The organism is Candidatus Pantoea bituminis (assembly GCF_018842675.1).
GTDB classification, from domain to species: Bacteria; Pseudomonadota; Gammaproteobacteria; order Enterobacterales; family Enterobacteriaceae; genus Pantoea; species Pantoea phytostimulans.
In genome coordinates this window covers 12,837-23,991 of record NZ_JAGTWO010000002.1, presented here as the reverse complement: position 1 = coordinate 23,991, position 11,155 = coordinate 12,837, and the positions used below count along the sequence as shown (strand labels likewise).

Sequence of the window (11,155 nt, the reverse complement as noted above, 5' to 3'; positions counted from 1 at the left end):
CACGTTCAGCGGGTCAAAGCGGAAGCCTTTCAGAAATTTCATGCGGACCTCACATCAGAATGCCGTTCCAGTCGCCGTGACTGGAGACGCTGTAGATGATTTCGCCCATGTGGACGTTGTTGTCGGACGAAACGTACGGCGCTATCCAGATGCGTGCAACGCCGTCAGGACGGCGGAACGCGGCGGCAGGCTCCGGAAAGCAGTGCGCCGCGCTGCAGTATACGGTCTGCCTGGCCACCGGGCGCAGCACGCCGTTTTCACGCGTGAACGGGCGGACGCCGGTGTTCACCACGCGTAACGGGACGCCCTCGCTCAGGCTGCCCCGGCCCGCTGGCGCCTCCGTCTGCGGGTCCAGCCGGATGGTGCCGGTATCAATCAGGCGGTAGTCGTCCAGGCGAATGCCAGCGCCGGTAAAGCCGCCTGCGGCGGAAGCTGCTGACGGGGCGTTGCCGCTGCTGCCAGCAGACATGTCGTCGGCCTGCGACATCCAGACCCCGGAGTCCTTAGCAGGCTTGTCGAACTCAAAGTCGCTGTTCATGCCCGCACAGCCGCTCAGCATGACGGCCAGCGCGCTGATGATAAAAGAGTGTGCTTTAGTCATGGCGCTCTCCGTCTGTGTGTTGGTTGAGAAGGTCTTTAATAAGGGACATGACCAGCACGGTTTTCCCCGCGCCGGTTTCGCCCGTCATCAGGAAGTGACCAGCAGAAGACTGGTCATCTGCAGGATGTGTATTGCATACATCTGTCGGGTTATTCATGGTGTCCTCCGCGCGCGCTACCGGATGACAGCACGTCGATTTCGGTAAAGTCGATAAAGAGTTCGCCGTGTTTGCCGCTGGTCCCGAGCCGGGACAGCATGTCCAGGGCGAAGGTGTCGCCGGGTGCCACCTCCAGCAGGCGGCGCAGCGTTCCCCGAAAAGCGCGACGTAACCGTCGTCAGGAATGAGCCCGGGCTTGCAGTAGAGCTTCTTGACGCGGTAGCCCAGTGCCTGCAGACCCGGAATTCGTGCATCGGCCTCACGCCCGAAGCAGCTCACCGTCCTTTCGGTAAACACCATCCAGCCGCAGTGCTCTGCGTGACGAAGCCGGATTTTTGTGTCTGTCATTGCGAAACGCCCTGCGGAATCATATTTTTCGGCTGGCTGCCTGAAGGGGTAACAAAGTCATTCATATTGAGACGCGTCGCGTCGCCGAGTTTGCCGACAAGGTCCGGCGGAAGACTGCTGTTGCCCTGCTCACGCGTCTGCGTGTCCTGCTGCTGTGCGCCTGAGCGCTGCTGCTCTTTTGCCAGCTTCGCAGCCTCTTCATCCTCAATAAACTTCGCGCGGAACCCCTCAATAAAGACCACCTCCACGCGGTTCGCCGCGCCTATCGGGATAATCGGGTGATACTGCTCGGCGCGCTCGATGTAGTAGTCGGCCAGCTTGTCCGCCGCCTTGCCCACGCCGCCGCCGATGGCACCGCGCGCCACGTCTCCTCCGCTTACCGTGCTGGTTGCCCCAATGCCAGTCACCGTCTGACCAACCTGCGAGGCGCTCTGTCCCAGCCCACCCAGCGCGCCGGCGGTAAACGCCAGCCCGAGGATTTTGCCGTTGCGCATTACCGGTACACCCTTGATGCCGTTCTTCCCGTAGAAAGCGACGTGACCCTTCACCGCCTGATCGATATGTTTACCGTCAATGATGCAGGAGAGACGCTGCAGCTGAACGATGGCCCGCTCGCTGGAGATGTCGCCGTAGGCAGCAGCCGTCACGAAGCAGTTATCGAACCGGTCGAACTTGTTGTTGCCCGGCAAATGCGCTTTTCCCTTGAGCTTAAACTGCATCGGCACCAGGTTATTCTCCCCACGCACCGAGGCATTGGCATCGGCGCCTTCAATAACGATTGCGTCGGAGAACGTACCGGTCGGCACCCAGAAGGAGGTGTCTTTCGCTTTGGGCTCAAACGGCGAGTAATCAAACGTCTGGTTATCGATCTGGCCCCTCTGCACGGGCGCAGGCGCAAAGGTATATTCCGTGCGAGGCGGTGTATCACCTGCGCTCTGCTGACCGCCCGGAGCGGTTTTAGACTGGTTCTGCTGATTTTTCAGCTGTTCCATCAGGTCGCTGACATTCTGTTGCAGGGACTTGTTGTTGTTCATCACGTCCGACATCTGGTCTTTCAGCGACCTGAAGTCTTTCTGCATTAAGGAGAGCTGCTCCCGCGCTTCCTTCTCGCGGTTCTGTGCGCTCACCAGCAGCGAGCCCTGCCCCGAACCGTCAAACGTATTCACTACGCCGCCGCCGGTCAGGTCAGGCTCGGCAGCAGCTTTATCGGGCTTGCCCGCTTTGTTCACCGTATGACCGGACACGCCACGGTTGGCAAGGTACAGGCCGCCGATGATTACGGCAGCGGCGGCCAGAATGATGGCAAACAGCCGGCGCTGCTTGCTGCGGACCAGGTTGTTAAGGTTCATCCGGGCCTCCTCGGGTGCGGAACACAGTGATCACCGACACCTTCGCATCCGGCTCCAGCACGTCCAGCTGTGGATTAAAAGCGACGGCCATTACGCCCGGGCTCCAGAAGTAGCGCTCACTCAGGCGAATGCGCTGCGAAGAGAGGCTGGTTAAGTCGGTGCGCACGATGCGGACCCGGTCGCCTTGCCACGCGGTCACCGGACGCAGAGCAAAGGCGCTTTTCACCGATTCGCTTACCGGTACGTCGGTATTTTTGCTGAACACGTAGCCAGCAGGCTTGCGGTTGGTGATAAAGCGCCCGACCAGGCCGCTGATGAGCGCGCTGTAGGTGTCCTGCTTCTGCTCGTACTCCCGCGCCTCCTCCGTACCCTGTACCTCGCGGTTATCCACCGTCAGGCTCAGCCCCGCTCTTTTGCCTGGCGTGGCCTGCACAGAGAAGGCAAAGCCTGACGCGGTCTGAACGAACATGGTGAACGGCTTATCGGTTACGGTAGAAAATACGATTGCGCCTTCCGGCGTGGGTGATTTGGCGCTCAGCATCCCCGGCGCCGCCTGTACGCTCAGAATACGGTCGTCATTTACGCGCAGGTAGTTTGGGTTAGTGTTGCTCACTGCCGCGTTTACGCGGGCGCCAGGGTTAAGCGTCAGCTGTTCGGCGCGGGCACCGAAGGCGGTAAGCAACGCCACGGCGCTGATTAACAGGGATTTACGCATCAGGAACCTCCAGGAAAGCGCTCCAGCAGAGACGGTTGTTTCGGGTATCGGTGCGCAGGCGGTAGTGCTTCTTCACCGGGTCCGCGTCATGCAGTCCGTAACTCAGTTGCAGATCGCCGATGACGTCCACGATGCCCTTGTCTGGCCAGACGCTGACATCCTTCGGATAGAACACCGAGCCGCCGCTGTTTCCCTTCACGCGTGAGGCTTCGTCTGCCAGCACGCCTTTCAGGGACTTCTCTGCGCCGTCGCAGGCACCGGCCAGCAGCATTTCGTGGCTGGCGTCTGCGTTACTGTCGGAAATGTTGAGGCGCAGGTTCAACCACGCCAGCGCCATCAGGCGAAGGTAGCGGGCGTCGCCGCGCTCGCCGGTAAAGCTGAACGGCGTGTCCGCGCCGTAGGGAATAACAATGGTCTGTCGGTTGTTAACGAGCTGATTCATGAGCGCCCGGTTATCGCCGTAAATGCGCCAGCAGAGCGCCAGCGCGAGGATCGTGATAACGAGCAGCACCAGAATAGCCACGGCCATATTGCGGTTTCCCGCCGAACGCAGCTTTAATTCCATGTTGTCTCCGGAGGGGGTCAGGCGACCCAGTGCCGTTTGTAGCTGTCAGGCAGGATGCTGATAAAGAAGCGCATCACTGATGTAGGCAGGCACCAGTACGCTAGGTTGAGAAGATACTGAGAACCGCGGCCTTTCTTGAGGTGACGAATTCCAACCACGGCGGCTAAGAGCGTGGGGCCAAAAATCCACATGTTGAGAAACACTGCCAGCAGTGCCAGTGGCACGTACAGGCAGAACTCATCAGGTGGCAGCCCCACGAACCGCTTTTGCTCGGAAAACGTAGCCGCAAAGGTATACCGGTCACGTTTATCCATAAGCGCGCATTAAGCCGGGATAATGCCGAAGGCGACGTTGATAAATACCATGACCGCAGCGATACCGCCGAACATGGCCAGGTTCTTGGTTTTCACATATGTAAACACGGCCGCGATAATTTCAAGGATATAAAGAATCCACACAACTGTAGATCCAGATCCGAATGTATCGTTAATCGTAGTTTTCCCGTTTGCGAACAGATCTTCGGCGTGGGCTGGCATCGCGGCTGAAGCCACGATCGCCATTCCGGTAAACAAAGCTGGCTTGTTTACTTTGTTCCACGCTACCGCCCCTGCCTTGCGGCAGTAATTTACACACGAAGAGAGAGTGCCCTTCATAGGATTTTTCCTCAGTTAGGGATATAATGGTCAGTCGGTTGAACTATCGTCTGTTGCTGGCCATATGGCCTTAAGTCAAATTAATATCTTAACGGTTACGCCTCCTTTACATATCTGCAGCATTGCTACAGAAACTTACAATTTATTTACGGGCTGGCGTTTTTTTACGCTCCCGGATCGCACACTTCAATTTAAGTTATTGATCTTAATGATCATTTTCTCTTATCGTCGTAGTGAGAGATTTCACTTAAATCACTAACTGGTTGAATGGAAATGAAAAATCATGGCTGAAACTGCCGATTTGATTGTGCATGTCGCCGATCCGGCGGGCCTTTCGGCTAAGATTTTTAGGACAAATGATGAGACGGGCTTAAGTAACCTGCTTGAAGAGGCCCTTTTCCGTTACAGGCGCGACCCGGGCTGGTTTGAAGTGACTACACCTGAAGGGCGCTTCTATGCTTGTCAGCTCGTCACCATTCCCCTGCTCATATTCATTAAAAAGCGTGTCCCCGGCAGAACGCTGCAATCGGCTGCTGAGCGGGCACTGTCGCAAATCAGTCCTTATTCAGACACGGTGGTGCCTGATGCCTGGATAATGATAAATGCGGATTTACTCACCCCCTCCGCCGTCCCGGAGTAAACCTGTGGCACGCCCGCAAATTAACAAACAGTCTGAATAAGGCGGTATTTACTGAACCGGGCGCTGACAGTGCTCCTGAAAATAACTGTGCGTCGGGATTAATAAATCCCATATCTACGCGGGAAATAAAAAGCGCTCCTTCCGCCACGAACAAAAGGAAAGACAGCCCGGACGCGGATAAAATTATGGAGCGCGTCATGCTCGGCTGGCGCGTAAAGGAAATATGCGAAGAGCAGAGCTGTTCTGAAGCTTATATTTATAAGCTGATAAAAAAACGCAAAGGCAGTTCTGCAATGGATTATCGCTGGAAGCAGTGGGAACTGATTGCGGCCATGTATCACGCTGAGCCAAAATTGACGCTGGAAGAAATTGAACAGGCGTGCGGTGTATCACGCGCGGTGATTTATCATGCCGTTAAAAAAATAGCCGAACGGGACGGGAAAGAAATTATTCCGCGCGAAAAAGAAAAAACTGACGGCAGAAGACGTTGACAGCATAAAGCAGAAGTTAAAGGAAGGTGTACTCCGCAAACATATCTGCACCGAATATGGCATTACTATTGATACGCTTATTAAATACGTCGGCACGCGCGAGGAATACAGGGCCATACCGGATGATTTAAAAGCTTATGCGGTTCGCCTGCGCGTTCAGGGTAAAACACTTCAGCAGACCGCCGATATTCTTGGGGTGACGGTCGCGACGGTAAAGCGGGCATGGAGTAAAAAGAAGGATTCGCCTGAAATTAATGAAAAACGCGTCAAGTACGATAACAGAAACGTGCTGTCTAAACGCGATCGCGATCAGGCTGTGAATGCCGTTCTGCGCGACGGACATACGCGAAAGCAGGTTTATAAGCAGTACGGAATCAACGCGCTCACGCTACGCAGATATATTCGTGATGCACAAAAAAGAGAGACAGAAGAACTCAGGAAGAAGGATAAAGGATCAGACAGCAAGGATGAAAGCTGAATAAAATTGCCTGACACACTCCAGATCCTGCCAGGCAAAAAAACTACTATTTGAAGAATTCAAGTAATTTACCAGCCACTCTTTCCTTCATTTCTTTTGGCCAGTCAGGGTCAAGTAGCATTTCATTCCTGACGACTTTAGAAGAGTCAATAGTTTCCTTCATGATGCCGAAAATCGCATCTATAATGAAACCGTTCATAAGCGCATTTTTAGCAATTAACTCCAGTTTCTGATCCAGCGTCTTTGCTGAAGCATCTTTATTAATTTTATTCTCATGCACTCTCAGGCCGAGCCTGAACATTTCCATTACAAAAGATGATCGATTTGCAGTATCACGAGACTCACCGTCTTCAAGCATTTTTTCCACATGCGCATCAACTTTCTCCAGCAATGAATACGGGACAGTAAGGTAGACGCGGTTTCTTTTAGATGAATTTTCGTCATTCATATTTATTTCTGCCTTAAGGTTTTATAACGTTCCGGAAACAGCTCATCAGATGAGTTCAGACTGGGTAACACCTGTCTAAAACAGTTACTTTTATGGATGCCACCCGGCAACCGTATAGCCTCCTTAAGGAAATTTCAAGGCATCAATCGGGCAATTTTATGCATCTTATTTTCTTTAAATATATGTTTTTAATGATTTTGCCTGAAAGCAACTTACTGGCCACCAACAAGAACGCTGCCGGCAACCAACTGGCAACCACAATAGCGCTTAAACTTCCCACAAAATTAACATAATACACTGATATTAAAGACATAAATAAGCAAAAATAAATTTGCGAGTGGTGTGAAAAAACCCTTATTCTTATGATATTATTGAGTTAACAAGCACCCCCGAAATTTTCAAATCAGGAGCCGCAATGCGTTTATTCCGACACGCTGCAGCCCTGCTGGCTACAGGCATTTACTCAGCCAGCGTGAATGCGGACTGTTTTATCAAAGCCGGTGAATGGTATTCCATCGATCCGGACTATCTGCGTGCTATCGCCTGGCAGGAATCCCGCTATAACCCGGCAGCAGTAAATACGAACCGGTCAAAGAGCGGGAAGCCCGGCAGCAGCGATTACGGCATTATGCAGATTAATTCGGTGACGATGCGTGGATTACAGAAAGAATATCCCGGACTCAGCAAAGAAAAGTTGCTCAGCGATCCGTGCCTGAATATTTATATTGGGGCTATGCTGCTGCGCCGAAACTTCAATCAGTACGGCACAACATGGCTCGCGGTAGGCATGTATAATGCTGGAATGAAAAACATTCCGGTAACCATAAAGACCCGCTATAACTATGCCATGCTTATCGACGGACATTACAAAGCCATCAAGTCAGGTAAAATCCCCCGCACGGCAACACATGATTAAATGAACGCGGGACATAATGAAGGCCGCACCTGAGTTATTTACTCTGTGCCCGGCGTTAATTAAAGACGGCAATGCAGCTCGTGCACAGAATTACCCGTTCCGGCCGATGCCGGGAAAGGGTAACACGCATAACGCTCCAAGATATTTTTTAAATATGACCGCAGGAGTATTTTGCACAGGTTTATTATTATGCTTCTCCGGTTAAATACCGGCGGCGGATAACAGGCAAAAAAAGGAGCCAGCCTGTTCCTTTCTGATTATTATTTTATTTCGGCCAGTGCTCTGTTAATTTGGCCTGAATGCCCTGACTGTGCCAGAAACAGTCCCGCCCTACCCGGTAAAACTCACCCGCTTTGTAACGCGCCAGCGTAATTCCTTCACCGCCCAGACTGTCGCCAAATTTTTAGCGATAACATCCACCGTTTTTGCTTCAGAGCACCTGGGTAACCCCGGTCGGTAAAGACGTAGCCCACGTCGCCGTAAGTCCGGTTAAAAGGAGATGCGCTGGAAACAGACATATCCTGCATTCAATCAAAATAACTGAGTTTGTATTTATCAGTCACGGATTTTAATTCTTCTTCTGTCGGTCCAGTTAACACTTACGCTGCCATAACCCCGCTTGCCAACGGAGCATTTAACGCCCGGAAATTTTGCCTTAAGCTCTTTGCGAATATTCCCCGTTACCTGTACCGCACCTTTTTTATCCTGAGAAAGTGATGCATATTCCGGTGTCGTTTTGATCCGCTGACATTCCGCTTTATACTGACGCACGGCTTCTTCACACTCCTGCTTTTTCCGGCGTTGTTCAGCCTCTGCGTTTTTTACGGTGCGGGCGGTTTCTTCTCCGTTTTTTATTTCCGGAAATATGCTCCACTGCTTACCGTGCAGAATACTTTCAGGCAGCGCGCGGGATATTTCTCCGCTCCCGAAGGCAATATCAAATGTTGCACTGCCGCCGTACGAAACGCACCCCGAAAGTGACCCCAGTTCCTGCTCGCCGTGAACCGCGAAAATGACGCCCCATCCGCGATTGTAAAGAACCGTGCTGACAACCTGGCCGATGACGACTGGCTGCGCATTTTGCATTTTCATATCAGTTTTTCTTAATGCTGATGATAATGTCGTGCGACCCGACTCTGGCAGGCCACCGGGCGTTTTCAGAAGGGACTGTCGTTTACGATGGCCTCAGTGCCGCCGGCAGTTGCCTAATTTTCACATGCAGGATTCAGGGCATTTTCCAATGAGATGATGCCGCGTGCGACGTCGCTGGCCTGGTAATGATCGAGCCCTGCCGCCCGCACTGCGTGAAAGTTATCGAGAAACTTTTGAGCTTCTTCCGTCAGCACCTCAGCGGCACGCCGGATATATTCTCTGCGGACTTTCTGCCATGAGTCCGTGCGGTAAAAAATCTGACCACGGCTGGCGATGATGTAACGCTCCGTGAGAGATCCCCCAGGTCGTACAGCGCCGTCATGCCGCCGCAGAATTCGCCAGACGTGGCAGCGCGGTATGCCCCGCGGTCATCAGCGCCAACACATCGGCTTCATTGAGCAGCAGCACATCCGCGCCATAGCTGCCGTTTCGCGGCGGGCAGTGCGCCCCTGCTGCAGGTGTGACCATCTTGCCCTTCTCCCCGGGGCATGCCAGCGCGTGTGCAGCTCGTTCGCGCTGACGCAGATTTTCTGGCCCTGAGAGGCGGAAATCGTGGTTTTTTCACCGTTAACCCATGTTTTGGAAGATTCGAAAGCGACGGTGTTGACGTTTTGTGTGTGCATGCTAGTTCTCCTTCAGGTGGTCAATTCATGTTTCGGTTAGCTCCTCGCGGCAAAGGACTGAGAAGCACCGGCAGGTAGCAGATACAGGGGCGCGAAGCGTTTATATACTTTTGTATCTGATGAATGACGGTGCTTTGATTCGCCCGCCGCTTGGAACATACCGCAACATGACCACAGCTCCCGGAGATGAGCAGGCACACACCCGACCGCAACGCGGGCATCCTCAGCGACCACGGCCTTTTGTGGCCAGTGAAGGCGCCCGTGCCAGCCCGCTGCAGGGGCTGCCATGGCCAATGCCATCAGATCCTAGAAGGCCCGAAACCCGTAGGGGTTCGGCGGAGCTTACCGGTCCGCCGGTTAGCGCAGTGGGGCAGACTACCCGGCCATGCCGGGGAGCTGAAGGGGCCATGAGTTTTTAACTGCCCCTGTATATATCGAACCTGATGCACTGGATTAAAGCCACCAGCGCTGACGACATCTGAGACCGGTCATTGAGAAGGCGGCTATAGAGAAGAGCAACACTCAAACAATGTTCAGATGAGAATAAATGACATAACTAGACCATTGTTTACTGCGATCTATTGGCCTGCTTTTAGTTGAGGGTGAAAAACATGAAAGCCTTAGTTGGTGGTGTGTAGTTTTACCTAACCGCGCACTCTTTTAAGATTGAACCCGCCACTCATTCCTGTTTTGGTGGTTAAAACCATGATGTGGTTAAAAATTTATTCCTGCCACCAGCAGAGTCTTCACTCATTCTGTTAAGCAAAGACTAACCCATCGTCGCCAGTCTTCATTCAACAACTTTCTTTCCGTTTTCTGAGACAGTGAATCACCTGTATTAACGCCATGCGTCTGATTACGCATCAGCAGCCGTTATTTTTAAAGTTCTGATCATGAATGCCGATATGTGCATGTATTAGGCAGGTCAGTTTCACAGGATATAGATCCACAGCTAAGTCACCTTACCCATAGACACTGGCCCACCCTTAAATCAGATAACTTACTCTAAGGGAACTCATGAGACTCAAATACGCCGCTTTATTACTCGCTGTTGCGCTTACAGGTTGTGACAACAATAAAGAAGTGATTGGCTGCTCTTCTGACATGACTAAGTCTGCTTTCCTTGATTTGATCAAGAAGGCGGCTTTTGAAGATTTATCCGAGCAGGTCGATAAATATCAGGACGTTACCAGCCAGACCAAAAGAAGTGCCTTAGACAAAATCAAGCTGGTGCTTTCTGAGATCTCGACAACCTCAAGTGATACAGGCAGCTCTATGAAAACCTGTGAAGCGACGGTGTCTATGACGCTGCCAGCTGAAGAATACGCTCAGCTTTCTGAGGCGTATCGTAAGAACTTCAACCGCAATCTGGATAAGCAACTGGAAGGCCTGTCGCTTGAAAATAACGCGAACGTTTTTTCAAAGCGCATCAGCTACACCGCTCAGGCGACTGACGATCAGAAAAACGTGTTCGTCAAAGCGCAAACTGAAAACCCTGTTTCAATGGGAGTGAGTCTGATAACTGCACTTTCCATCATCAACCCCATCGTTGAGCAGCAGAAAGTCCAGCAGGCTAAAGATACCCAGCAACGTCAGATTGAGGCCCAACAGCAGGCTCAGCTGCAAGCCCAGCAACAGGCTAAGTATGAAGCAGATCAGCAAATTCAGCGGCAGGCACAGCTTCATGCGCAGGAGAAAGCTGATCAGGAGGCTCAACAGCTACAACAGCGTGCCCCACAACAATCCTATCAGCAGCCTCAGCAGCAGAGTTCTGACAGCCTTGCGCAATCCCGGATTCAATTCGCAAACGCAGACTCTGATCTGAATACCGCCTGGGGATCGTTAACACCTGCCAAGAAAAAGAGCTACTCCCTTCTCAGCGACAGTGGATTAAAACCAAAGACGCTATGTGCGGCAAAGTCTCAATGCCGGGCAGTGACTATGAGCTGAAAAAAATGGTCGACTGTCAGGCACAGATGACAGTATCAAGAACCGGCTTTATTAAAAACCAGTAGCCCA

The 11,155-nt window shown here is 52.4% G+C and carries 17 protein-coding genes; 6 read left to right on the top strand and 11 right to left on the bottom strand.

Annotated features, from left to right (window positions below):
• Positions 1–49 precede the first annotated feature (49 nt).
• From KQP84_RS01925 to KQP84_RS01890, 8 genes are all read right to left on the bottom strand, one after another.
• Positions 50–601 carry a TraV family lipoprotein gene (locus KQP84_RS01925; protein ID WP_215845006.1) on the bottom strand — a complete coding sequence of 184 codons (552 nt, stop codon included), beginning with the start codon at positions 599–601 and terminating at the stop codon, positions 50–52.
• Positions 594–758, bottom strand: a complete 165-nt coding sequence (locus KQP84_RS01920) for an FtsK/SpoIIIE domain-containing protein (protein WP_215845005.1) — start codon at positions 756–758, stop codon at positions 594–596. The genes KQP84_RS01925 and KQP84_RS01920 overlap by 8 nt, the downstream gene beginning before the upstream one ends.
• Positions 751–888 (bottom strand): hypothetical protein, encoded by a 138-nt coding sequence (locus KQP84_RS01915; RefSeq protein WP_215845004.1) that lies wholly within the window; start codon positions 886–888, stop codon positions 751–753. The genes KQP84_RS01920 and KQP84_RS01915 overlap by 8 nt, the downstream gene beginning before the upstream one ends.
• Before the next feature lie 214 nt (positions 889–1,102).
• Complete coding sequence (locus KQP84_RS01910; RefSeq protein WP_215845003.1) at positions 1,103–2,455, bottom strand: TrbI/VirB10 family protein; 1,353 nt, start codon at positions 2,453–2,455, stop codon at positions 1,103–1,105.
• Positions 2,445–3,170 carry a TraK domain-containing protein gene (locus KQP84_RS01905; RefSeq protein WP_215845002.1) on the bottom strand — a complete coding sequence of 242 codons (726 nt, stop codon included), beginning with the start codon at positions 3,168–3,170 and terminating at the stop codon, positions 2,445–2,447. Before KQP84_RS01905 ends, KQP84_RS01910 begins: the two co-directional genes overlap by 11 nt.
• Positions 3,163–3,735, bottom strand: a complete 573-nt coding sequence (locus KQP84_RS01900; protein ID WP_039390256.1) for a TraE/TraK family type IV conjugative transfer system protein — start codon at positions 3,733–3,735, stop codon at positions 3,163–3,165. The genes KQP84_RS01905 and KQP84_RS01900 overlap by 8 nt, the downstream gene beginning before the upstream one ends.
• Positions 3,736–3,752: 17 nt before the next feature.
• A complete protein-coding gene (gene traL / locus KQP84_RS01895) occupies positions 3,753–4,049 on the bottom strand; it encodes a type IV conjugative transfer system protein TraL (protein ID WP_215844865.1) in 297 nt (98 codons plus the stop codon).
• Positions 4,050–4,058: 9 nt separating this feature from the next.
• Positions 4,059–4,388, bottom strand: a complete 330-nt coding sequence (locus tag KQP84_RS01890) for a type IV conjugative transfer system pilin TraA (RefSeq protein WP_215845001.1) — start codon at positions 4,386–4,388, stop codon at positions 4,059–4,061.
• Positions 4,389–4,671: 283 nt separating this feature from the next.
• Here KQP84_RS01890 and KQP84_RS01885 point away from each other — a divergent pair, with 283 nt between their 5' ends.
• From KQP84_RS01885 to KQP84_RS26085, 3 genes are all read left to right on the top strand, one after another.
• Complete coding sequence (locus KQP84_RS01885) at positions 4,672–5,028, top strand: hypothetical protein (protein ID WP_215844867.1); 357 nt, start codon at positions 4,672–4,674, stop codon at positions 5,026–5,028.
• 185 nt (positions 5,029–5,213) lie between these two features.
• Positions 5,214–5,519 carry a helix-turn-helix domain-containing protein gene (locus KQP84_RS01880; RefSeq protein WP_215845000.1) on the top strand — a complete coding sequence of 102 codons (306 nt, stop codon included), beginning with the start codon at positions 5,214–5,216 and terminating at the stop codon, positions 5,517–5,519.
• Positions 5,500–5,997, top strand: a complete 498-nt coding sequence (locus KQP84_RS26085; RefSeq protein WP_370661469.1) for a helix-turn-helix domain-containing protein — start codon at positions 5,500–5,502, stop codon at positions 5,995–5,997. The genes KQP84_RS01880 and KQP84_RS26085 overlap by 20 nt, the downstream gene beginning before the upstream one ends.
• 46 nt (positions 5,998–6,043) lie before the next feature.
• Here the strand turns inward: KQP84_RS26085 and KQP84_RS01870 are convergent, their stop codons facing one another.
• Positions 6,044–6,445 carry a relaxosome protein TraM gene (locus tag KQP84_RS01870; RefSeq protein WP_215844870.1) on the bottom strand — a complete coding sequence of 134 codons (402 nt, stop codon included), beginning with the start codon at positions 6,443–6,445 and terminating at the stop codon, positions 6,044–6,046.
• Between the two features lie 415 nt (positions 6,446–6,860).
• On the opposite strand from KQP84_RS01870, the gene KQP84_RS01865 reads away from it, so the two are divergent.
• Entirely contained in the window at positions 6,861–7,361 is a 501-nt protein-coding gene (locus tag KQP84_RS01865) for a lytic transglycosylase domain-containing protein (RefSeq protein WP_215844999.1), read from the top strand.
• Positions 7,362–7,916: 555 nt separating this feature from the next.
• Here the strand turns inward: KQP84_RS01865 and KQP84_RS01860 are convergent.
• Both KQP84_RS01860 and KQP84_RS01855 read right to left on the bottom strand, forming a co-directional pair.
• Positions 7,917–8,453 carry an LPD29 domain-containing protein gene (locus KQP84_RS01860; RefSeq protein ID WP_215844998.1) on the bottom strand — a complete coding sequence of 179 codons (537 nt, stop codon included), beginning with the start codon at positions 8,451–8,453 and terminating at the stop codon, positions 7,917–7,919.
• 378 nt (positions 8,454–8,831) lie between these two features.
• On the bottom strand, positions 8,832–8,981 hold the full coding sequence (locus KQP84_RS01855; protein ID WP_215844997.1) for a hypothetical protein: 150 nt from the start codon (positions 8,979–8,981) through the stop codon (positions 8,832–8,834).
• A 1,172-nt stretch (positions 8,982–10,153) separates the two neighbouring features.
• Between KQP84_RS01855 and KQP84_RS01850 the strand changes: the two genes are divergently transcribed.
• Both KQP84_RS01850 and KQP84_RS26080 read left to right on the top strand, forming a co-directional pair.
• Positions 10,154–11,086: a hypothetical protein gene (locus tag KQP84_RS01850; RefSeq protein WP_252515135.1), complete on the top strand. Its 933-nt coding sequence runs from the start codon at positions 10,154–10,156 to the stop codon at positions 11,084–11,086.
• A complete protein-coding gene (locus KQP84_RS26080; RefSeq protein ID WP_370661466.1) occupies positions 11,044–11,151 on the top strand; it encodes a hypothetical protein in 108 nt (35 codons plus the stop codon). The genes KQP84_RS01850 and KQP84_RS26080 overlap by 43 nt, the downstream gene beginning before the upstream one ends.
• Positions 11,152–11,155: the final 4 nt, after the last annotated feature.